The 22,309-nt window shown below is 40.0% G+C and carries 20 protein-coding genes; 2 read left to right on the forward strand and 18 right to left on the reverse strand.

The annotated features are described in order from the left end of the window. Window positions 1-10: 10 nt before the first annotated feature. Window positions 11-505: a metallophosphoesterase gene (locus GVK91_RS17815; RefSeq protein ID WP_159730560.1), complete on the reverse strand. Its 495-nt coding sequence runs from the start codon at window positions 503-505 to the stop codon at window positions 11-13. A gap of 3 nt (window positions 506-508) precedes the next feature. Next, window positions 509-1,216: a tRNA1(Val) (adenine(37)-N6)-methyltransferase gene (locus tag GVK91_RS17820; RefSeq protein WP_159730562.1), complete on the reverse strand. Its 708-nt coding sequence runs from the start codon at window positions 1,214-1,216 to the stop codon at window positions 509-511. Window positions 1,217-1,313: 97 nt separating this feature from the next. Here GVK91_RS17820 and GVK91_RS17825 point away from each other — a divergent pair, with 97 nt between their 5' ends. Next, complete coding sequence (locus GVK91_RS17825; RefSeq protein WP_159730564.1) at window positions 1,314-2,471, forward strand: hypothetical protein; 1,158 nt, start codon at window positions 1,314-1,316, stop codon at window positions 2,469-2,471. Between the two features lie 204 nt (window positions 2,472-2,675). Here GVK91_RS17825 and mutS read toward each other — a convergent pair whose 3' ends face one another. Further along, complete coding sequence (gene mutS, locus GVK91_RS17830) at window positions 2,676-5,282, reverse strand: DNA mismatch repair protein MutS (protein ID WP_159730566.1); 2,607 nt, start codon at window positions 5,280-5,282, stop codon at window positions 2,676-2,678. A 137-nt stretch (window positions 5,283-5,419) separates the two neighbouring features. On the opposite strand from mutS, the gene mtgA reads away from it, so the two are divergent. Further along, window positions 5,420-6,184 (forward strand): monofunctional biosynthetic peptidoglycan transglycosylase, encoded by a 765-nt coding sequence (mtgA, locus tag GVK91_RS17835; protein WP_159730568.1) that lies wholly within the window; start codon window positions 5,420-5,422, stop codon window positions 6,182-6,184. A gap of 114 nt (window positions 6,185-6,298) precedes the next feature. Here mtgA and GVK91_RS17840 read toward each other — a convergent pair whose 3' ends face one another. The 15 genes from GVK91_RS17840 to GVK91_RS17910 all read right to left on the reverse strand — a co-directional run bounded on the left by GVK91_RS17840 (window position 6,299) and on the right by GVK91_RS17910 (window position 22,309). Further along, window positions 6,299-6,754: an ABC transporter ATPase gene (locus GVK91_RS17840; protein ID WP_159730570.1), complete on the reverse strand. Its 456-nt coding sequence runs from the start codon at window positions 6,752-6,754 to the stop codon at window positions 6,299-6,301. A gap of 195 nt (window positions 6,755-6,949) precedes the next feature. After that, window positions 6,950-7,495 carry a DUF420 domain-containing protein gene (locus GVK91_RS17845; protein WP_159730572.1) on the reverse strand — a complete coding sequence of 182 codons (546 nt, stop codon included), beginning with the start codon at window positions 7,493-7,495 and terminating at the stop codon, window positions 6,950-6,952. Between the two features lie 7 nt (window positions 7,496-7,502). Next, complete coding sequence (locus GVK91_RS17850) at window positions 7,503-8,231, reverse strand: SCO family protein (RefSeq protein ID WP_159730574.1); 729 nt, start codon at window positions 8,229-8,231, stop codon at window positions 7,503-7,505. A gap of 9 nt (window positions 8,232-8,240) precedes the next feature. Next, entirely contained in the window at window positions 8,241-8,618 is a 378-nt protein-coding gene (locus tag GVK91_RS17855) for a cytochrome C oxidase subunit IV family protein (RefSeq protein WP_070563563.1), read from the reverse strand. 24 nt (window positions 8,619-8,642) lie between these two features. Next, the gene (locus tag GVK91_RS17860) at window positions 8,643-9,389 is read right to left on the reverse strand and encodes a cytochrome c oxidase subunit 3 (RefSeq protein WP_153846056.1); all 747 of its coding nucleotides are present in this window, start codon (window positions 9,387-9,389) and stop codon (window positions 8,643-8,645) included. Window positions 9,390-9,398: 9 nt separating this feature from the next. Beyond that, window positions 9,399-9,980, reverse strand: a complete 582-nt coding sequence (locus GVK91_RS17865) for a cytochrome c oxidase subunit 3 (protein ID WP_070563556.1) — start codon at window positions 9,978-9,980, stop codon at window positions 9,399-9,401. Continuing rightward, window positions 9,980-10,885 (reverse strand): heme o synthase, encoded by a 906-nt coding sequence (gene cyoE / locus GVK91_RS17870; RefSeq protein WP_070563553.1) that lies wholly within the window; start codon window positions 10,883-10,885, stop codon window positions 9,980-9,982. The genes GVK91_RS17865 and cyoE overlap by 1 nt, the downstream gene beginning before the upstream one ends. A gap of 73 nt (window positions 10,886-10,958) precedes the next feature. Next, complete coding sequence (locus GVK91_RS17875; protein WP_070563550.1) at window positions 10,959-12,002, reverse strand: heme A synthase; 1,044 nt, start codon at window positions 12,000-12,002, stop codon at window positions 10,959-10,961. A 77-nt stretch (window positions 12,003-12,079) separates the two neighbouring features. Then, on the reverse strand, window positions 12,080-13,951 hold the full coding sequence (locus tag GVK91_RS17880) for a cbb3-type cytochrome c oxidase subunit I (RefSeq protein ID WP_182330148.1): 1,872 nt from the start codon (window positions 13,949-13,951) through the stop codon (window positions 12,080-12,082). Window positions 13,952-13,979: 28 nt separating this feature from the next. Then, entirely contained in the window at window positions 13,980-15,317 is a 1,338-nt protein-coding gene (locus GVK91_RS17885; protein WP_153846058.1) for a cytochrome c oxidase subunit II, read from the reverse strand. Between the two features lie 43 nt (window positions 15,318-15,360). Next, the gene (locus GVK91_RS17890; protein ID WP_153846059.1) at window positions 15,361-16,596 is read right to left on the reverse strand and encodes a quinol:cytochrome C oxidoreductase; all 1,236 of its coding nucleotides are present in this window, start codon (window positions 16,594-16,596) and stop codon (window positions 15,361-15,363) included. 19 nt (window positions 16,597-16,615) lie between these two features. Then, window positions 16,616-17,266, reverse strand: a complete 651-nt coding sequence (locus GVK91_RS17895; RefSeq protein WP_088160228.1) for a cytochrome c — start codon at window positions 17,264-17,266, stop codon at window positions 16,616-16,618. Further along, the gene (locus GVK91_RS17900) at window positions 17,238-17,774 is read right to left on the reverse strand and encodes a DUF3341 domain-containing protein (protein WP_153846060.1); all 537 of its coding nucleotides are present in this window, start codon (window positions 17,772-17,774) and stop codon (window positions 17,238-17,240) included. The genes GVK91_RS17895 and GVK91_RS17900 overlap by 29 nt, the downstream gene beginning before the upstream one ends. Window positions 17,775-17,780: 6 nt before the next feature. After that, a complete protein-coding gene (gene nrfD / locus GVK91_RS17905; RefSeq protein WP_046674137.1) occupies window positions 17,781-19,265 on the reverse strand; it encodes an NrfD/PsrC family molybdoenzyme membrane anchor subunit in 1,485 nt (494 codons plus the stop codon). Window positions 19,266-19,294: 29 nt separating this feature from the next. Then, on the reverse strand, window positions 19,295-22,309 hold the full coding sequence (locus tag GVK91_RS17910) for a TAT-variant-translocated molybdopterin oxidoreductase (protein WP_153846061.1): 3,015 nt from the start codon (window positions 22,307-22,309) through the stop codon (window positions 19,295-19,297).

Genomic DNA, 22,309 nt, shown 5'->3' on the forward strand with positions numbered 1-22,309 from the left:
CTTAGGTGACTTAACGGTCTTTGAGTTCAATAACCTCCAGGTTCTCAATTTTATCTTTATTGATATCAAACCGCATTAATGTCCTTACTTTGTGCCAGCCCTGCTTACCTGCCGCCCCAGGGTTGAGATGGAGACAATGGATCTTGGGGTCGAAGATAACCTTTAGGATATGTGAATGTCCGGTAATAAATAATTTAGGTGGATTTTTCATCAATTCCCCTTTTATGCGTGCAGCATATTTCCCTGGATAACCACCAATATGTGTCATAAAGACGTCCACTTCCTCACACCTAAACCTCAAATCTTCTGGAAATTGTAAACGAATTTCTTGACCATCAATGTTTCCGTATACTCCGCGCAGTGGCTTAAAAGCTGCTAACCGATCCGCAACATCAGGATCACCAAAATCGCCCACATGCCATATCTCGTCGCAGGCTGCAAAATGAGTAAATACAGCTTCATCTAAAAAAGAATGTGTATCTGAGAGTAATCCGATCTTTGTCATCACTTAAAAAGCTAAAAAATAAGGTGCCAAGGCATTTCGATAAGCTTCTGAATAAATACCCTTGGCGGCATAAATAACAAACGCCCGTTTAGCGGGTAGTTCGACATGTAAGCGTTCAAATGTAACGATTTTCCGAATGGCCGGTTCCCCTTCAAAGGAGCTTATTTGTACTTCACTGGAACAGTATAATCCCCTTTCCGCTGAAATTTTAGTCAACGTTTCCGCTAATGCCGTTGGAAGGATCAGCACTAATTTTCCCCGATCCGATAAGCGTAAAGCAGCGAAATCCAACAGTTCAGCAAAAAAATCCAGATCGGTATGACGCGCCAGCTTCTTGCGTTCATCCGGATTATGTAATGAATCTGTATAAAAGGGTGGATTTGATACGATCAGATCATAATGCCCTTGTACATCCATTTGTTGAAAGGAGGTAGCATGCAGCTCTAAACGTTCCTGGAAAATGGAGTTACGGAAGTTTCTGTCTGCCATCGCAGCAGCCAAAGGGTCAATTTCGACAGCCTCTACCCTACTGTCTACGAGCCGTTGAGCCAACATCAATGCAATGACTCCAGTACCTGTACCTACATCCAGTACCCGGTCCACAGGTTCTACTTCCAGCAAGGAAGCCAGCAGTACGCCATCTGTGTTAATTTTCATTGCACAGTCAGACTGATCAACCTCAAACTGTTTAAACCGAAATATCGACGCCATACGTCAAAGATAAAACTTTTAGAACCTTTGGTACAAACAAACCAGTGTATCCTGCAATTTATTTGCTAATTTAGTCAGCAACAAATCTATATAAGCCATGAATATCCGTCAGCTTGCTCTTATGATATTGATCATCATTGGTGTGCTTCCTACAAAACTATTGCATGCACAAGAGAATTGTGACCGGCATACAGCTGAAATACTTCCCTTATTAACAAAAACATTGAACAACAATGACTTTGACAAAATTGATCCTTTACTCAATAGTATACAAGCTAGCTGTGGTACCAACGAGTTTGTACAGCGTTTACGTATTCTTATATACATCATTGAAAAAAAGAATACCTCAACAGAGATCAAACATTATGTAGACAATCAATTCGATAAAAATTTTCTACAAAGACTGGATGCGGCAGACCAGGACGATTTTTCAACACAATACGAACAGCATAAGGAAAAATACAATTTCGTGCCATTAAGGCATCCACTGGACGGCCTCATAAAAGTAAGAGCCAAAGCCCTGCTTGCTTCCGATAGTTATACGTTAACCGATCAGGAAAAAACTATTTTAGAGCTTTTTTCAGATACTGAAGTTGCCAATGCCGTACAAGACCAACAAGCTAACGAACAAGATAATCAACAGCGGTTTCCAGCCCCCAAAGTGTATAGAGATAGACAGAAAGCCAAACTGGGCTATGTTCCGTCAATCGGCGTAGTCACCCCACTTGGCGGAGCCAACAAAATTTTCGGAACCAACATAAACTTTGGATTTATGCTGATGAGCTCGCTGGAAAGAAAATTTATTTTCGAAGGTGGCTTCAAGGTGCGCATCAACTCAAACGACCGCAATATTGATTACAATTACGAGGGCTCCAATGTTTCGGTCAATTCTTCAGCGACAGCATTTATGGGCGGTACTGTAGGTTACAAAGTTTTTGACAACGACAAATTTATACTGATTCCAAAAGGTATTCTCGGCATAGATATTACAGATACCGGCATCACAGAAAGTGCCTATTCCTCTGGTTATTATGATCCGGATGGTTATTATTATGATGGTGGATACACCGATCGTATGGTAACCATCAATAATGTGCACCTAGGACTTGGTCTCGCATCCCTATTTCGCATGAAAAACCAAAAGTACATTGGTTTCGAACTCGGCTATCATTACACGCCTTATGATGCAAGCAGTAAGGTATTGATCCCGATACAGGCAAATTACGGAAGCTTGGAGCTATTCTTCAGATTTTAAGCAAATAGCCCTCAAAAACCTGATGACTTCGCAGACACCAACAGTAATAAAAGCGAGCTGAAGGTTCTTTCTGACCAATAAGATCAGACACTTTCAGAAAAAAAATACGCCAGATGATGTCTGTATTAAAAAACATCATCTGGCGTATGTAAATCGAAAAAACAAATTCCGCTTGAGATCAATTGCCCAAGCCCAAGGGAAGATTTAATTCTTTAAAAGGCGTTGTATCTCATCCAATTTCATTAATGCTTCAACCGGAGTAAGCGAATTAACATCCAGGTTATTCAGCATATCCCTGATCTTATTCAAGACAGGATCATCAATAGAAAACATCTGCAATTGGTAGGCCTGTTTCTGGATTTTGCGCATGCTATCTTTAATCTGCTCACCACCTGTGCGCTCCTGCTCCAGCCTTTTCAAAATTTGATTGGCCCGATTAAGCAACTTTTGCGGCATTCCAGCGAGCTTTGCCACATGGATTCCGAAACTATGCTCTGAGCCTCCTGGAACAAGTTTACGTAAGAAAATAACTTTGTTATTAACCTCCTTCACCGTTACATTATAGTTTTTTATACGATCCAGCGAAGTAGTCAGCTCGTTTAATTCATGGTAATGCGTGGCAAACAAGGTTTTTGCCTTAGCAGCAGGATGATTATGCAAAAACTCAGCAATAGCCCAGGCAATAGAAATACCGTCATAAGTGCTTGTACCACGACCGATTTCATCCAAAAGAATAAGACTGCGGTCCGACAAATTATTCATGATGCTCGCGGTTTCATTCATCTCCACCATAAACGTAGATTCACCCGAAGAAAGATTGTCCGAAGCGCCTACACGGGTGAAAATTTTGTCAACCAAGCCGATTTTAGCCTCTTTTGCCGGTACGAAGCAACCAATTTGCGCCATTAACACGATCAATCCAGTCTGACGGAGCAACGCTGATTTACCCGCCATGTTAGGGCCCGTAATAATAATAATCTGTTGTGTTTTCGGATCTAAAAAAGTATCATTGGTAATATAATCCTCACCTATTGGCAGGTTTCTTTCGATGACAGGGTGTCTTCCACCTTTAATATCCAAAATCTTGCTCTCGCTGACTTCGGGTTTTACATAATAGTTTTTCTCCGCTACAACAGCAAAGTTAAGCAGCACATCCAACTTAGCTATGAGCTGGGCGTTGAGCTGAATAGGTTTGATGTATTCAGCAATGGCAACCAATAGTTCAGCATATAATCTATTCTCAAGCGCTTGGATCTTCTCCTCAGCACCGAGAATCTGTTCTTCATATTCTTTAAGTTCCTCCGTAATGTAACGTTCAGCATTCACCAGTGTCTGTTTACGGATCCACGTCGTCGGAACCTTATCTTTGTGTGTATTTGTGACCTCCAGATAATAACCGAAAACATTATTGAACGCTATTTTTAAAGAAGGAATCCCTGTTAGCTCCGCTTCCCTTTTTTGGATCTCAAGCAGATAATCTTTACCACCAAAAGCGATCTTCCGCAAGCGATCCAATTCAGGGTCCACCCCTTCCGCGATTACACTCCCCTTATTGATTGCGACAGGAGGTTCCGCCTGAACCTGTTGCTCGATTTTTTCACGTATAACAGCACATGCATCTAACTGATCTGAGATTGTCCGAAGAGCATCAGCATCTTTACGATCTGTAAGTTCCTTCAATTTCTCAATAGCATATAATGCGCGCTTCAATTGCACAATTTCCCGCGGATTCGCTTTTTGCAGTCCGATCTTGGAAATTAAACGTTCCAGATCTCCCACCTGCTTGATCTGACCAATCAGTTCATCCCGTAAATCACGGTTAGTGAAAAAGAAATCGACCACATTCAATCGCTCCTGAATACTCTTTTTGTCTTTCAGCGGCATCACGATCCAGCGCTTGAGCAGACGCGCTCCCATTGGACTGGACGTTTGATCCAATACATCGGATAGCGTAACCGCATTTTCATTCAACGAACCGATTAATTCCAAATTACGAATCGTAAAACGATCCAGCCACATAAAACGGTCCTCTTCAATACGGGAAAGCGTAGAAATGTGCTGTAGATTACGGTGCTCGGTTTCATTGAGGTAATGCAATGCTACACCAGCAGCAACAACTCCTGCTGTCATGCGGTCCACGCCAAATCCTTTCATCGAGGAGACTTCAAAATGCTTCAATAGCGTTTCAGTGGCATAATCACCCGTATAAGGCCACTCGTCAAGAAAATAGGTGTAATATTGTGATCCAAACTGCTCTGTAAACTCCTTGCTCTGTTTTTTTGAAAGAATAATTTCTCTCGGTTTAAAGCCCTGAAGCAATTTATCTATATAGGCCACGCTACCTTGAGCAATCAGAAATTCTCCTGTTGAAATATCTAGGAAAGAAATACCGATTCGCTCCTTTTCGATAAAAATTGATGCTAAATAATTATTCGATTTCTGTTGAACAATATTGTCACTGTAGGAGACTCCGGGCGTCACTAGCTCGGTCACACCACGCTTAACGATTGTTTTTGTCGTCTTCGGATCCTCCAGCTGATCACAGATTGCCACCCGTTGGCCTGCACGCACCAGTTTCGGAAGATAGGTTTCCAAGGAATGATGGGGAAAACCAGCCAATGCAGTTTCCGATTCCGAGCCATTGCCACGCTTCGTCAAAACGATGCCCAAAATCTGGGCAGCTTTGATCGCATCCTCACCAAATGTTTCGTAAAAATCGCCAACACGGAACAACAACAACGCTCCAGGATACTTAATCTTGATCGCATTGTACTGTTGCATCAATGGGGTCACTTTCTTTTCTTTTGCCAACTTTTAAAATCAATTTTTATGAAGCGTAAAAATAGGATAATATCGTCGCTTTGGCAAACGATACACTCAACTTCTCGACAAAATCATTTCCATTAAACAAGAATATAAGCTAAGTTTGTATCCGAAAAAAATTAGTCATGGCCATCAAAAGATCTGGTAAACAAAATACGTCCAGCAAACAACAAAATACCTTCAAAAAAACATCCTTCAACCCATTGAAGTACATAAAATCTCCTATCCTGCGCATTGCGACACGGGTAGTCCTCTATTTTATTGGTATTTCACTCTTTTGGGTCATTAGCCTGCGGTTTATTAATCCTCCCATCACTTGGTTGATGATTCAACGTGGGTTTGAGCTAAAAGAACAGGGCAAGGGATTTAAACTGGAAAAAAACTGGCTGGATTACGATGAACTTTCGGACAACCTAAAGTTAGCAGCCATCGCAGGAGAAGATGCTCACTTTATGACACACTGGGGATTCGACATGCAAGGAATTCAGAATGCCATTAAAAAAAATGCACAGGGAAAGAAATTACGCGGCGGAAGTACAATCAGTCAGCAGGTAGCCAAAAATGTTTTTTTATGGCCTGGCCGCTCCTGGTTAAGAAAAGGCTTCGAGACCTACTTTACCATTCTTATCGAAACATTCTGGAGCAAGAAACGCATCCTTGAAGTTTATCTCAATGTGATTGAAATGGGACAGGGAGTTTATGGTGCCGATGCGGCAGCTTCGTATTACTTTAGCAAAACAGGCAGCAATCTTTCCAAAAAACAAGCCGCCTTGATCATAGCCATATTGCCAAACCCAAGAGAATGGGATGCGCGTAACCCTTCTGCTTATGTCAATAGACGTGCAAATGCGATAGCAAAATATATGCATCATTATACTATTCCTGAATAAGCGAAACTATCGCTGTTCGGCGGATCGATCAGAAGAGAAGCAATACAGATCTATAGATCAAAAAGAAAGGCCATATGTAACTATGGCCTTTCTTATATAAAATGGTTTTACAACCTATCTAAAAAGTCGTTTATGCCAGCTTTGATGGAAGGGTATTACCCAAGCGTCTTCCATTTGATGCTCATGGGTAATGGTATTATCAAATACTAAGGTATTATCGTTGATGGTACCGTCTGCCAATAACTTCTCAAATCCGTCACGGTTAACCACGCCTATTCCCTGATCCGCTTTATAAGCAAATTGCATTCGATCAAATAGTTGAATACCGTACTTGGATTCAACTCCTTTTAAAAATCGAACCGAACTATCAATAGAACAACCTGATGCAGCCGCGACCTCCTCATCCACCTTAAGGATAATAAAAAGATTATCCCGCAATTCTGCGGAAGCAGAAAGTGGCTTTCCATGTACTTTCCACTGTTCGGCAAAAGCTTCCAGGTCAGTAACAATCTCCTGTCCCTCTGTCGCCGTTAACAGGCGATCTGCCTGATAAATCCAGATACGCTTCATATGTGAATGATTTTTTACAGATCCATCTAGCCGATACGAATCAACTGATTAATCCTATACTGTTTATACTCCCAGATACATGGAATATAGTCTCCATCGCATCCAATTTCATTTAAATATTAAACCAGATTCAACAAATCGAATCCGGCGTGCCATTGTACTTGATCACAATACCCTGACCCTCAACTCTTATCACTAACCAATATAATACGGAGAGATCATTAAATAAACGATCACCCCAGTAACAGCCACATAAAGCCACATGGGATAAGTGATACGGGCAAGCTTTTTATGACGCTCATAAGAACCCGATATACCTCTAACAAATGTAAAGAGTACAAAAGGGATGATGATAATGGAAAGCAAGATATGCGTGATCAAGATAAAGAAATAGATCGGTCTCATAATTCCTTCACCGCCATATTTCGTTTCTATTGAAGTCATGTGATAAGCGACATACATCGCCAGAAAAGCTAAGGAACAAGCAATACACATTTTGATCAAACGCTCATGCAAGGGCTTATTGCCCCTTTTTATCGCAGCCACGGCCCAAAAAAGCAATACAGCCGTAATCCCATTGATAGCCGCGTAGATAGGAGGCAAAAATGTTAGCGGTTTTACATCATAACCCAGCTTTTGTAAATTCACCGTAAAAAGGATAGCAACCACTATCGGTATAACAATCGATAGCAACCAAATCCATTTACTATACTTTTTTTCCTTGTTAAGACTCTCTTCCATGATATAATTACCTCTTTTGTTCTATTGTAGCTGGATGGTTTCGGATTTCCTCGACCAATAATAATTTAATTTCATCCTCAAGGCGGTCAACATCTGTTTTGACATTGATGTCATACATCCCTCTTATCCGTCCTTTTGTATCGAGTAAAAGATAACTAGACCCAATAATAAATGGTTTGCTGCCTTCATTGTTGACAAGTGCATCCTGTAACAAACTCTCTCGGGCAAATTTAAAGATATCAACAGAAGGATCTGTCACAAAAAACCAAGATTTGGTCCAAGGTTTGTAAACTTTCGAGTATTTGGCTAACACTTCTGGTGTATCGTATGCCGTATCAACCGTAATTGAATACAAGCGGACCTTCTTATTCTGAATAAATCGATTAGCGATTTGATCTAAACGCTTAATCATCGTCCTCGATAATGAAGCATCTCTAGAATACATCAGATGGACGACAGAAAGTGTTGTATCATTGTCCAATAGATGTACCTTATTACCATCGTAATTCACAAAATCAACCGGGGGTACAGTATGGTAGATGGTGTCGGGAATATCACGTCCCCATTTACGATGAGTGGTTCCCGGAACCTCTTTCTTCCCAAAAATTGGCAAAGAAGCGTAGCTATTCGAGCCACTTTTATTTAGTATAAAATATAAAAATCCTGGCAGTAAAAGAATTACAGCCAGGATCAATATAGTTTTAATACCTTTCTTTTGTCCAGTATTATTATCCATTCACTTTATCTATTTATTTGGAAATATTTGATGTTCTTGGAATGCAGAAGCTAAATGGCCTCCTTCAACTAGCATCAAAACAATAAAATAAATAATAAAAATAAAGACGATTCCTACAGTGACAATGAAGCTCGATTTCTCGAATTTCAAGTGCATAAAGAATGCAATGATATAATAGGCTTTAACTAAAGTAAGTATAATGTAAATTGAATTAACCAATACCCCTTTAGACAGAATTTGCCAGTGGTGAACGAAGCCTAATGCGATTAAGAACTCTAGGCAAGTAAGGGCCAAAAGTACTCCAAACACTCTCCATATAGCCTTTTTATCCAACCCACCTTCGTGAGCGTGCTCTCCGTGAGCGATATTATCTTGATATTGTGACATAGCTTTTGTAATTAAATTGTTTTACTAAACAAGGTAGAAAAGTGTAAACACGAATACCCACACTAAATCCACAAAGTGCCAATATAGACCTACTTTTTCAATCATTAAATATGACCCTCTTTTTTCAAAAGTATTATTTAAAGTCATGCACAAAATAATGATGTTCAAAATAATACCAACAGTTACGTGGAAACCGTGGAAACCAGTAATTGTAAAGAATAGGTTTGCAAACTGAAGTGCTGATGTATACGACACATCTCCCGTAAAGAAATGGCTCAATTTTTCAACAACATTTCCGCCTTCCATATGTGTAGCAATATCAGTAGCAGGATTACGTCCGAACCAAAAGCCTTCGTGGTGCAAATGCGTCCACTCTAATGCCTGACAACCAACGAAACAAAGACCACCTAAGATTGTCCATAACATCCATTTAACAACCTCATGCTTCGAATTACGATGTCCAGCTTCAACCGCCAACACCATAGTTACTGAAGACATAATCAAAATAAATGTCATCAAACCGACAAATACTAAGGGTTGTCCCCCGTCAGTAATTCCTGGAATAGATTGAAAAACCTTATCAGGATCCGGCCATACAGCGTGTGAAAATCGTTGTGCGCCATAATAAACCAAAAATGCAGAAAATGTGAAGGCATCCCCTACCAAGAAAAACCACATCATGATTTTTCCATACTCTAAGTTCCAAGGTGATTTTCCACCATTCCATGGACCAGTTTTTACCTTATCCAATTGCGATACTGTTGTACTCATTGTTTACTATTATTGATTCAAAAGTAAGAAAACATATATATAAATCCATAAAAGATCGAGAAAATGCCAAAAAATACTGGCAAGATCCATGCGGAAAAGATTGCCGTCTTTAGGAAGTTTGTTAATTCCTATAATCGCGCCAATCAAAACGATCAACCCCGCAATAATATGCGCCAAGTGCATCCAGATAAAAACGTAAATAAAAGATTGCGATGCATTGTTATTCACAAAATAAACACCCCTATCGATCAATACATTCCAAGCATGAACTTGCAAGGCAAAAAATACAACTCCCAAAATAAAAGTTGCTATCAAAAACAACCGCTGTTTGGAAGACTCGCCATTTTTAGCCGCTCTATGTGCTAAAAACATCGTTAGACTACTAACCACAATCACCAAGGTACTATATAAAAGTGCATTTGGCAATAGGGTCTTAATCCCTTTGTCCACGCCGCTCGCTGTATATACAATGAAACCACTGGATAACGCAGCAAACATCATGAACATACCCAACATACCCAACCACAGGTTGAACTTTTGGGCTTTTCTCTGTACTAACTTCTCGTCAGTTTGTGCTTGTATATCTAACATTATTTCAACGGAATAAAGTTAAGCAATAATACGAGTTGTGTCACAGGCAAATAGATAAATGAGGTAAACATCACTTTCTTCGCTGAAGGAATATCACAATTCTTAAACAGCAAATAACCGTAATAACCAAACATTATTCCACCGACCACGGATACAATCGTAAACCAAATCCCACCAAAGCCAAAATGATAAGGTATAAAACCTGCAGGTATCATAAACAAACCTGAAATGAATACCATAAAAGCAGATATCTTATCACGTTTTGTCGTCGGCAATAAGCGAAAACCTGCTAATTTATAGTCATCATCCACAACCCAGGCAATTGCCCAGAAATGCGGAAACTGCCATAAAAACTGAATAGCAAACAACACAAAGGGAATAATAATAATTGCCGCTTCGTTATGTCCACTATAGTAGGCTAAATCGTCTTGCGAAAAGGCTGCATAATATCCAATTAATGGCGGAAATGCACCCGGAAACGCGCCGACAAACACTGCTATTGGTGATTTTCTTTTTAATGGTGTATAGATAAATGCGTAAAGAAGGATACAGAAAACAGACAGCAGACCAGCGACAAAATTTAAACGAACAAGCACCAAGGTTCCTAAGATGCCCATAAAGACACTCAATACCAAAGCCTGTCCTGTTGTCATGCGGCCTGATGGCAACGGTCTGTCCTCCGTACGTTTCATCAGTTTATCCAAATCCTTTTCAATGATCTCATTAAAACCATTAGCGGAACCTGTCACCAGAAAACCACCTATAGTCAACAATAACCAATTGAACCAGAATATATCACCCTGTTGTTTTGATCCTATCAGAAAAGCAATTGACGCAGAAAATACGACCGTCAACGTAAGTCTCAACTTAACAAGCTTTTTGAAATCTGAAATAAATTCTTTCATAACTAAAAGAGACCTCCTACTATCAGTGTAATTAAACACGTACTTTTAAACATAAACATCCCGAATTCCAAGATTAGTGCCTTTGCTTGTTTAACAATAACAACAGGTAGAACTGTGCCCCAAATAGAAGCGTCGCTACCACCAAATGCGTTGTCTGTGCAAATGCAGGTATTGCAAATCGAGCTAAGATAATTCCTGATAGCATTTGGATACCCACTAGAATCAATGCGATTAAAGCAAATTTATATTGCTTAGAACCCGTATTAAAACTCGTGCGGACCAAAAAGAATAATACAATAACTAAAATCAAAGAACAATATGCCAACCAGCGATGTAACTCAAACTGTTGACCAATAGTTGTTATAAAATCAGTCCGGGCTATCGTTGAACCGGTTAATAAATCAACCTCCTCACGAACTCCCGTTCCGACAATTACTTGTGTTAGCATCAATAAAATTGAAGCAATGGCAAGTCCTTTTAATATACCCAAAGAACGATTGACCAGTAAGGTCTTGTTTCGCAAAGTAACTGCTTTGAAATATGTATAAATACTAATACAAACAATTACAATGGCTAAGAGCATATGTACCGTAATAATCCAGGGCATCAAATTGGTCGATACAACGATCGATCCCAGCCAAGCCTGAAGTACTACAACAAAAAGATTAATCACTGACCAAACAACGATCGAGCTTTTTGATTTTAAATAGGTGAAAGAATAAATAGCTGTAAATAACAAACAGAATCCGGAAACAACGCCTACCAACCGATTGATATATTCCGTCCAAGTTTTCGCAACATTAAACTCTTCATGCTGCAAAATACTCTTATCGGTACGGAGCTTGTAAGCCATTTCCTTATCCCCGAAAAATTCTACAATTTTCGCGAAACGTTCGTTCTTCTTTGCTCTTCCTTCAATATAATGCTGTTCATATCCTTGAGGTAATTGGGAGATATCTGTTGGAGGAATAATACGGTTAAAACATCTAGGCCAATCTGGACATCCCATTCCTGACCCTGTACTCCGAACAACTCCCCCAGCAATAATGACCAAAAACAATACAATTATCGTTATAAAATTGGTCTTTATAAATCGCTTCTCAGCTGCTGGAAACATAATACTACCCCTACCTCTTAAAATACAAACTTCTATAAAATAGAGTAGGAATCCCTACTCTATTTTATAAGATTTTATTAGTCTTTTCTACCATTTTGAGCATTCCATTCTGCCTGGATACGCTCAGCTTCCTCGTCTCCTTCGAAATCATGAGGCAAATTAGAGCTCATTGTTTCAGAGAAAGGAACACTTTGAGGAATAAAATCCTCACCATGACCTGGCTTACTGTAATCGTAAGGCCAACGGTGTACAGTTGGAATCTCTCCTGGCCAGTTACCATGGATATGCTCTACCGGAGTAGTCCATTCCAACGTGTTTGACTGCCAAGGGTTTTGTGGTGCTTTTTTACCGAAGAAAATCGATGTAAAGAAGTTCCACAAGAAAGCTATCTGACCTAAAGCGGCGATGATTGCAGCCCAAGTTACCAATTTGTTTACAGAAACCCATTTCGCCATGAAAGCAAACTCAGTAAATGCATAGTAACGGCGAGGCACACCATCGATACCCATAAAGTGCATTGGGAAGAATACCATGTAAGCACCAACGAAAGTCAACCAGAAGTGTAAATAACCCAATTTTGTGTTCATCATACGACCGAACATCTTAGGATACCAGTGGTAAACACCACAAAGCATACCGAAGATTGACGCCGATCCCATTACCAAGTGGAAGTGGGCAACAACAAAATAGGTATCGTGTAAGTTGATATCTAAAGCCGCATTACCTAAGAACAATCCTGTCAAACCACCAGAGATAAAGAATGATACCAAACCGATAGCAAACATCATCGCTGGAGTGAAACGGATATTACCTTTCCACAACGTTGCAAGATAGTTAAACGCTTTTACAGCAGAAGGAACCGCGATAATCAATGTTGTAATCATAAATACACCACCCAAGAACGGGTTCATACCTGTTACAAACATGTGGTGACCCCATACGATAAACGATAATACGGTGATACCGATCAACGAATAAACCATCGCGTGGTAACCAAAGATTGGTTTACGTGAGTTGGTTGCAATAACCTCAGAAGTTAAACCTAAAGCAGGCATAACAACGATATATACCTCAGGGTGACCTAAGAACCAGAACAAGTGTTGGAACAAAATTGGAGAACCACCTTCGTTAGGTAAAATTTGTCCTTGAACAACAAGATCCGACAAATAGAATGACGTACCAGCAGCACGGTCAAAAATCAAAAGAACAACCGCCGAAACCAATACTGGGAATGACAACATACCCACGATAGCAGTTAAGAAGAACGCCCAGATTGTCAAAGGCATTTTCCATAAGTCCATTCCTTTTGTACGCATGTTCAAAATTGTACTTACATAGTTAATACCACCGATCAACTGTGAAGCAACAAATAGAACCATACTCACCAACCACAACGTCATACCTGTTGCAGATCCAGCGATTGCTGTAGGTACAGCCGATAGTGGCGGGTAGATCGTCCAACCAGCAGAAGCAGGTCCACTTTCTACAAAGAACGATGCAACCATAATCACTGATGCTACAAAGAACAACCAGTAAGATAACATGTTCATAAAAGGAGATGCCATATCGCGTGCTCCGATTTGATATGGAATCAATAAGTTACTAAAAGTACCTGATAGACCAGCCGTTAACACGAAGAATACCATAACGGTACCGTGAATGGTTACCAAGGAAAGGAAAAACTCCGGTTTTATACGACCACCTTCAGCCCATTTACCCAAGAATACTTCTAATATAGGGAACTCTTTATCCGGCCATGCTAATTGGATACGGAATAATACTGATAAAAGCATCGCAAAAACTGCCATGATGATACCAGTGATCAAGAATTGCTTAGCAATCATCTTGTGGTCACCCGAGAAGATATACTTTCTGATGAACGACTCCTCGTGATGATGGCCGTGCGAATCGTGATGTTCAGCGCTATGCGATATTACTGTACTTGACATATTCGATTTTATATTCAAAAATTCTTAATTAGTTCAAAGATGCTGTAACTTGTACGCTATCCTTTTTTACGTTAGCTGTTTTACCGCTGAACTCTTTTTGCAAATCCTCAGTAAAATATTTGTTTTGCTTAGCTAACCATTCTTTATATTTTTCCTCAGTTACGACAACCACTTTCTTTTGCATATTGTAGTGACCAGATCCACAGATCTTGTTACACAACATCACAAAGTCATAATTATAATCACCCAAACGATCACGCATCTCTTCTGTTGTTACAGTAGGTGTGAATTGGAAATAGTTGGTCATCCCCGGTACCGCATTGATTTGAACACGGAAATCTGGAATAAAGAAAGAGTGAATAATATCTTTTGAAACGATATGGAAACGTACAGGTTTATTTACAGGTAACCAGATTTCAGATCCTTGAATATCATCCCAAGAATTTTTATCATTAAAGTCAATACCGTACGGGTTCGTTGGCGTAGTCATTTTATAATTACGTTTACCAATAATACCGTCCGAACCAGCATAACGTACATTCCATTGGAACTGCTCGCCCAGTACTTCAATTTGTAATGCTGATTTTTGAAGATCCTCAGGAATATTTGTGATTGATCTCCATGTAAAGAAACCGAACAATACCAATACTGTCAAAACAACAGCAGGAACGATTGTCCATAATTTCTCGATCGCATTATTATGTGGGTAATAATAAGCTTGGCGTTTTGCACGCATGCGGTACAAGAATGTAAATGTCATCAACAAGATGTGTGTGATAACCAATACAAATGTTGTAATTGCTGTGGTAATGATAAACATTGTATCAATACGCTCACCGTGCTCAGTTACTGCCGATCTCCAATAAGCGGCTCCCCAGTGTACATATGACCAATATACACCGTAAAGGAATACAACCAAGAAAATGAATAACAATGCAGATTGAAACGTGTTATTCGCAAACGGATTGTATTTACCGTTCATCTTTCTTGTCAATTCATAGATCGAAAGTACTTTACCGATAACGGCAACAACTGTACATATAACCAAGAATAACAAGACATAATATGTGAAGTTTTTATAAACCTGAGGGTCTATTTGCTTCACTTCTTCAACAGCAGGAGCAGCAGCACTAGCTTCAGTAGAAGAACTAGCAGATGCAACAGCAGCAGTACCTGCTGCCGCTGTTGTATCTTTTGCAACCGAATCCGTTGCTGCAGGGGCAGCTACTGCTGTAGTCGCCGCTTTAGCAGAATCAGATGCTACTGTATCTTGTTGACTTGCAAGGATAGGAGTCGCAAAAAGCAATCCTAGTGCAAGCACAAAACCCGAGATGGATTTGAATCTATTATTTAATTTAAAGCTCATTTCTTTTATAACGTTTTTACGTAACCTTCCTTTAAAAGTGAAACTATATCTGGTGATGCAAACTCTCATCCAAGAAAGGATGATTTTTAGGCACCAATGCTTGTTTGCTCAATTTACTCATCACTAAAAAGATGAACAAACCTAAGAAACCAAGTGCAGTTCCGATTTCAATGATACCAAATCCTCTATGTTCAGCAACAGTACCAGGCATGATCATGATATAATAATCTAGCCAGTGACCAGCCAATAATAGAATCGCTACGAACAACATCACGTTTTGTTTACGTTTTGCATCGCGATCCACTAATAGTAACAATGGTGCCACAAAGTTAATGATAATACTCAACCAAAACCAAGGTTTGTATTCAGGTTCCCAACGTTTGTAGAAATAAACTGTTTCCTCTGGAATATTTGAATACCAAATCAACATGAATTGTGCAAACCAAACGTAAGTCCAAAAGATGGAGAAACCGAACATCAATTTACCCAAATCGTGTAAATGATTTTCGTTTACCCAGTTCATATAACCAGCTTTCTTCAATACAACAACGATGATCGTGATACATGAAATACCGCTTACCCACATTGCTGCAAAGTTATACCAACCGAACATTGTCGAAAACCAGTGTGCCTCTAAAGACATTATTGTATCGAAAGACCAGATAGGTGTAGTAAAACCGAAGATAACTAAGAAGATCGCCGACAATTTGAATGACTTTTTATAAGAAGTCAATCCGCCTTCCAAATCTTCTTTATAAGAAAGTTTCGCAAAAATAACGGCAAAAATGCTATATGTACCCATAAATACGACCTGACGGATCAAGAAGAATGGAACATTTAAATAAGCAGATTTACCTGCGATAATAGGGTCAAAATTTGTACTATGCGGATCAGTGATACCGTCTGCATTCCAGTGATGATATAAGTTATGTGTGGTTAAACCTAAACCTACAATAACCAATAAAATCAATGAAGCAATTGGTAAAACACCCGCCATAGCCTGAGGTATACGTACCAAACCTGCAGACCATGCAGATTGTGTTACATATTGCAAGGCAACAAAGAATGTTCCAGCTGCGCATACACATGTAAAGTAATAACCCATCAATAACAAGTTGGCATAAGTACGCTCTACAGTAACGTGATCGCCCGAAAGCAACCCGAAAGCTACAGCAGCTACGCCTAGTACAACAGCGACAATACTGAACATTTTAGCTTTGCCAGCAAACTCGTATCGCTCGTTGAAATTATAATCGTGATGATGACTGTGAGTTCCCATTTATATATCTGATGTTAGATTATTTCTTTTGTAATTCGTGAACATACATAACAACTTTCCATCTCTCCTCTGGAGACAATTGAGATGCATGTGATCCCATGGAGTTGTGTCCGTAATAAATTGTATGGTAAATTTTACCATCAGTCAAGTCAGCCATCAAACCACCTCTTGAAGAGCTCGCCGCATCTGTTCTATGATAAGATGGTGGCGGAGGAAAGTTCTCTAATTGACGAGTGCCCCTTGAATCAGTCACGCTACGATCTTTCGTGATAGGACCATCACCTTTACCTTCTACTCCATGGCATATAGAGCAATAAGTTGTGAACAAAGCTTTACCTTTTTCAAGATTCTCGGCATTTACGACCAAAGGACTTTTTGCTTCTCTTCCTGCGCGTTCATAATCCTCTAATGTATTGGCGTACTCAAAACGAGTGAAACCAATTGGATCTGTACCTTTAGGAGGTGCCTGTGCTGTTTTTCCATCAGCAAAATTCGCATTAGGTTGATCCGGATTGAAAGCAAGCGGATCGTACATGTTACGAGAAAACTCTAAACCTGTACTACGAGTTGTTTTGTCACCACAAGAAGAAACAAGTGCTGTCAATGCCACAGCTGCGCATAGCGTTCCAAGTAAATTCTTCTTATTCATAGCTAACATATTTTCTATCATTGTACTTAACTTCAACAGCGCCAGCTTCTTTCAATAAGCTATCGATCAAAGCGTGATCTGTATTTTCATTGGCATCTACTGCAAGGATGAAACGATCATCTGTTGCTCTCAAGTCCATTACACGAGGTGCACGTCCTGGAAATAAGTGGTTACGGAAGAAAAACGTAGCAACCATACCCAAGGCACACAATAAGATAGTAACCTCAAATGTAACCGGAACAAAGTTTGGCATACCAAATGATGGTTTACCACCGATATTCATCGGCCAATCGTATGCCATTGTATAATACAACAAACTAAAACCCAATGTCGTTCCTAATGCTCCAAAGCAAAATGCTGCGATAGGCAAGCGAGAAGGTTTCACACCTAACTTCGCTTCGATGCCGTGAATAGGCATCGGAGTAAAGCAGTCGTAAATACTTATATTATTTGCTTGCAATTTGTCGATCCCATGCATCATTTCATCGGGATCCGCAAAACTACCTATTATATATTTTGTATTGCTCATTGCTGATTATTTTCTAACTGATAATTCTTTAATCTCTTCTTCTGTCACTGAATCATATTTCTCTAATGACTCTTGGAAGTACTTAACTTGTTCCTCAGGGAATGCGCCTTCTTGAGCCAATTTAGTTTTATGTTGTAATGAAGATGATTTCAACAACAATTTCACTTCGGCGATAGCGATACCCGGTAAGAAACGTAAGAACAATAAGAATAACGTAAAGAATAATCCAATTGAACCTACAAAGATACCTACGTCTGTCCAAGTTGGGTAGAACATTGCCCAAGATGAAGGCAAGTAATCACGGTGCAATGAAGTCACGATAATTACAAAACGCTCAAACCACATACCGATGTTTACAACAATCGATAAGATCCATGAGATTGGAATACTTGTACGGATTTTTTTGAACCAGAATAACTGTGGAGAAATTACGTTACAAGTCATCATTGACCAGTAAGCCCAAGCGTACGGACCCAACATACGGTTCTCGAAAGCATACATTTCGTATTCTGAACGAGAGTACATTGCGATAAACAACTCAGTCAAATAAGCTACACCCACGATAGAACCTGTCGTCATGATAATGATATTCATCGACTCAATGTGGAACATCGTGATGTAGTTCTCAAAGTTCATTACTTTACGTAAGATCAACAATAAAGTCTGTACCATCGCGAAACCAGAGAAGATCGCACCCGCCACGAAATATGGAGGGAAGATCGTCGTATGCCATCCAGGAATAACCGAAGTTGCAAAGTCCATGGATACGATCGTGTGTACAGAAAGTACCAGCGGAGTAGAAATACCTGCCAAGATCAATGACACGATTTCAAAACGTTGCCAAGTCTTAACTGAACCATTCCATCCGAATGATAATACAGAATAGATTTTTTGTTTTAATCCAGTAGCACGGTCACGAATTGTCGCGATATCCGGCAACAAACCACAGTACCAGAATACCAAGGATACTGTAAAGTAAGTTGAGATCGCAAACGCATCCCATACCAAAGGAGAGTTGAAGTTTACCCAAAGTGATCCAAATTGATTTGGAAGTGGGAAAATCCAATAAGCCAACCAAGGACGACCCATGTGAGCTACAACGTATGTAGCCGCACAGATTACCGCAAAGATCGTCATCGCCTCTGCAGAACGGTTGATTGAATTACGCCAGTTCTGGCGGAAGATTAATAATACAGCTGAAATCAACGTACCCGCGTGACCGATACCTACCCACCATACGAAGTCGGTGATATCCCAAGCCCAGCCTACAGTTTTATTCAGACCCCAAGCGCCGATACCTGTCCAAAAGGTATAACTAACGCTAACTACCCATAATAAAGCACCTAATACAGCAACGGTAAAACCAATCCACCATGCTTTATTCGGTTTATTTTCAACCGGTAGTAAGATATCATCCGTAATTTTTGCATACGTAATGTCCTTACCGGTCATTAATGGTTCTCTTAATATTGATTCGTTATGCGATGACATAGTATTTTTATTTCAAATATTGTACAAGATTACGCCTCAAAAGTGTTTCTAACTTTTGTCATATAACCGATACCCGGTTGAACATTGATTTCCTCAAGTACGTAATAAACACGCTCGTTGCGTAATGCTTTAGATACTTCTGATTCTGGATCATTTGCATCTCCAAAGATGATTGCATTTGCAGAACATGCTTGTTGACAAGCCATTTGGATATCGCCATCTTTAACTTTGCGATTTTGAATCTTAGCTTGCAATTTACCTGCTTGAATACGTTGGATACACATTGAACATTTCTCCATTACCCCACGTGAACGAGTAACAACATCTGGATTCAATACCAATTGTGTGAACTCATTGTTCAAGTAGTTGTCAAAACGTGAATCATTCCAGTATGCAAACCAGTTGAAACGACGAACTTTGAAAGGACAGTTGTTCGCACAGTAACGTGTACCAAAACAACGGTTATATGCCATATGGTTCAAACCTTCTGAAGAGTGTACTGTCGCCAATACTGGACAAACCGTTTCACAAGGTGCGTGACCACAGTGTTGACACAACATCGGTTGGTGAACAACAGTGATATCTTCGAAATCTAAATCAGCCGAAGCTCTTGCAATTTCTTTCTCTTTTGTAAGATCTTGATCTTTTCCTTCGATCGTATAGTAACGGTCAATACGTAACCAGTGCATTTCACGACGACGGCGAACCTCATCACGACCTACAACAGGAATATTATTTTCAACGTTACAAGCAACGATACAAGCACCACAACCTGTACATGCGTTCAAGTCGATCGCCATCACCCATTTGTGACCAGGTTGCTCATATTTGTTCCACAAATCGTATGTTTTGTGATTATCTGAAAAACGTCCTGCCTCAGAGTTAGGATCTTTCAAATAATTCGCAAATGTCGTTTCACGGATAACGTTACGACCCTCGATCGTGTGGTGTGTTTGTGTTTGTGCCAATTGGTAAGTACCAGACGCTTTCGCTACAGTTGCTTTAGCAACACCTTGTACTGTACCATTGATGATAGAAGCAAAAGGGAATGCGTTTTTACCAACTTCATTACCTGCTTTACCAACTTTTGTACGGCCGTAACCTACAGCAACTGAAACTGTTCCTTGTGCTTGACCTGGTTGTTGTACAACTGGCAATTCCAATTCAACACCATTTGCTTTTACAGTTACTTTACCATCTTCACCCAAACCTAATTTCTCAGCATCTTTCGGGTTAAGAGCAGCATAGTTATCCCAAGTTACTTTAGAAACCGGGTCAGGCAATTCCTGCAAGTAAGCATTGTTTCCATAACGACCATCGCGAAGTGCAGAAGGCTCGTAAAGTTTCAACTCAAACTCACCGGTAATTGCTTTGCTTGATGCTTCAATTGCCGAAGCTGCTGCTGCAGCATTTCCTGTAAATGCAGGAGCTGTTGCCGCTTTAGCACCTTTATATTCAAAACCAGTTTGCAATATAGCATCCCAGTTTTTCGTAGAACCCGCTAAGATTTGTGTAGACCACAAGTTCTTAACGAAGTTGTACATATCTGTATCATTTCCTGCCCAAGTCAACAAGCTTTGTTCAACTTGACGTGTTTTGAAAACAGGATTGATTGTTGGTTGAACGATAGAGAACAAACCTTCTTTTGGATTCGCATCACCCCAAGATTCCAAGAACGTACTTGCTGGAGCAATCGCTGTCAATTCAGAAGCTGTTTCATCCGCACGTTGCGAAAATGATAAGGTGAAAGGAACTTGTTTCAACGCTGCTTTTACATCATCTGCTTTGAAGTAGTCATACACCGGGTTGCTATTCAAGAAGAATGCAACACCAACTTGACCTGATTTCGCTGCTGCTAAGAAAGCTTGGAACGAAGAATCCGAACCTTGGTATTGTTTAGAATAGTTATCCAAATCGATGATTGTACCGTAAGCACCTAATGCAACGTTGATTGCATTAACTAATACCTGTACATTGACATCGTTAGAACCAGCAACAACAACTGCTGCGCCTTTGTTGTTTACCAATTCTTTCGCCGCTAGAGCGACACCTTTTTGTGCCTTTTTGTTTGCAGTAGCACCAGCCAAAGACTGACCAGTGATCGCATTATATAAAGCAACCAATGTAGCTCCTTCTTCCGAAGGTTTGATTGCAATACGTGCATCCGCATTTGTACCAGTCATGGAAAGACCAGACTCAAATTGCACGTGACGTGACATTTTTCCGTTTTTCAACGATTTATAATCACGGTTTTTAGCGTATTGTTGTGTATGCTCCTCACCTGCTAACCAAGTTCCTAAGAAATCAGCTGCAACTGAAACAATCACATTTGCTTTTTCAAAATTATATGAAGGTACAACAGCTTTACCAAATGAAGCTTTATTCGCCTCAATAATACCGCTGTAAGAAACAGCATCGTATTGTACATGGTTAACTGTTGGGAATTTCGTTGCAAAAGCAGCGATAGCCGCCAACGTCGAAGGACTGTTTACGGTGTTAGAAACGATCGTAATTTGTTTACCAGAAGATGCTGCTGCATTCAAAGCTTTAACAACTTCCCCATCCAATTTAGACCACTCAACATCTTGACCTTTCAATTGTGCCTGTTTCAATTTGGACTCATCATATAAATCCAATACAGAAGCAGCAGTTGTTGAATCCAAACCTTGGTTCAAACCAATTGCATTCGGGTTAGGCTCAACATTGATCGGACGACCTTCACGAGTTTTAACCAAGATACTTTGACCGTTGAACGTCGAAGCATAATAGTTAGGGATACCTGGAGTTACCTCTTCAGGTTTAATCAAATAAGGAACTGCCTTATGCACAGGAGTACGGTTACAAGCCGCTAAAGAAACAGCACCCAAACCAAATCCTAATGCTTTCAAGAAGTCACGGCGAGGAGTTTTAGTACTCAAGCCAGCTTCGTTTAATACATCTTCTACAGGAATAGATTCGGCAAACTCACCCTTGCTTCCTTCAACGAAAGCAGGAGTTTGATTTAACTCTTCCAAACCTTTCCAATATTTTTTATTGCTATCCAT

This window comes from Sphingobacterium sp. 18053 (genome assembly GCF_902706145.1).
Taxonomy (GTDB): Bacteria; Bacteroidota; Bacteroidia; order Sphingobacteriales; family Sphingobacteriaceae; genus Sphingobacterium; species Sphingobacterium paramultivorum.

Coding starts and splice junctions, on each gene's coding strand:
- GVK91_RS17910 (WP_153846061.1), bottom strand. CDS start 22,309: ATGGATAGCAATAAAAAATATTGGAAAGGTTTGGAAGAGTTAAATCAA.
- GVK91_RS17880 (WP_182330148.1), bottom strand. CDS start 13,951: ATGTCAAGTACAGTAATATCGCATAGCGCTGAACATCACGATTCGCAC.
- GVK91_RS17875 (WP_070563550.1), bottom strand. CDS start 12,002: ATGTTTCCAGCAGCTGAGAAGCGATTTATAAAGACCAATTTTATAACG.
- GVK91_RS17865 (WP_070563556.1), bottom strand. CDS start 9,980: ATGTTAGATATACAAGCACAAACTGACGAGAAGTTAGTACAGAGAAAA.
- GVK91_RS17815 (WP_159730560.1), bottom strand. CDS start 505: ATGACAAAGATCGGATTACTCTCAGATACACATTCTTTTTTAGATGAA.
- GVK91_RS17900 (WP_153846060.1), bottom strand. CDS start 17,774: ATGAGCAATACAAAATATATAATAGGTAGTTTTGCGGATCCCGATGAA.
- GVK91_RS17850 (WP_159730574.1), bottom strand. CDS start 8,231: ATGGATAATAATACTGGACAAAAGAAAGGTATTAAAACTATATTGATC.
- GVK91_RS17890 (WP_153846059.1), bottom strand. CDS start 16,596: ATGGGAACTCACAGTCATCATCACGATTATAATTTCAACGAGCGATAC.
- GVK91_RS17840 (WP_159730570.1), bottom strand. CDS start 6,754: ATGAAGCGTATCTGGATTTATCAGGCAGATCGCCTGTTAACGGCGACA.
- GVK91_RS17845 (WP_159730572.1), bottom strand. CDS start 7,495: ATGGAAGAGAGTCTTAACAAGGAAAAAAAGTATAGTAAATGGATTTGG.
- GVK91_RS17895 (WP_088160228.1), bottom strand. CDS start 17,266: ATGATAGAAAATATGTTAGCTATGAATAAGAAGAATTTACTTGGAACG.
- GVK91_RS17885 (WP_153846058.1), bottom strand. CDS start 15,317: ATGAGCTTTAAATTAAATAATAGATTCAAATCCATCTCGGGTTTTGTG.
- cyoE (WP_070563553.1), bottom strand. CDS start 10,885: ATGAAAGAATTTATTTCAGATTTCAAAAAGCTTGTTAAGTTGAGACTT.
- GVK91_RS17860 (WP_153846056.1), bottom strand. CDS start 9,389: ATGAGTACAACAGTATCGCAATTGGATAAGGTAAAAACTGGTCCATGG.
- GVK91_RS17855 (WP_070563563.1), bottom strand. CDS start 8,618: ATGTCACAATATCAAGATAATATCGCTCACGGAGAGCACGCTCACGAA.
- GVK91_RS17825 (WP_159730564.1), top strand. CDS start 1,314: ATGAATATCCGTCAGCTTGCTCTTATGATATTGATCATCATTGGTGTG.
- GVK91_RS17820 (WP_159730562.1), bottom strand. CDS start 1,216: ATGGCGTCGATATTTCGGTTTAAACAGTTTGAGGTTGATCAGTCTGAC.
- mtgA (WP_159730568.1), top strand. CDS start 5,420: ATGGCCATCAAAAGATCTGGTAAACAAAATACGTCCAGCAAACAACAA.
- nrfD (WP_046674137.1), bottom strand. CDS start 19,265: ATGTCATCGCATAACGAATCAATATTAAGAGAACCATTAATGACCGGT.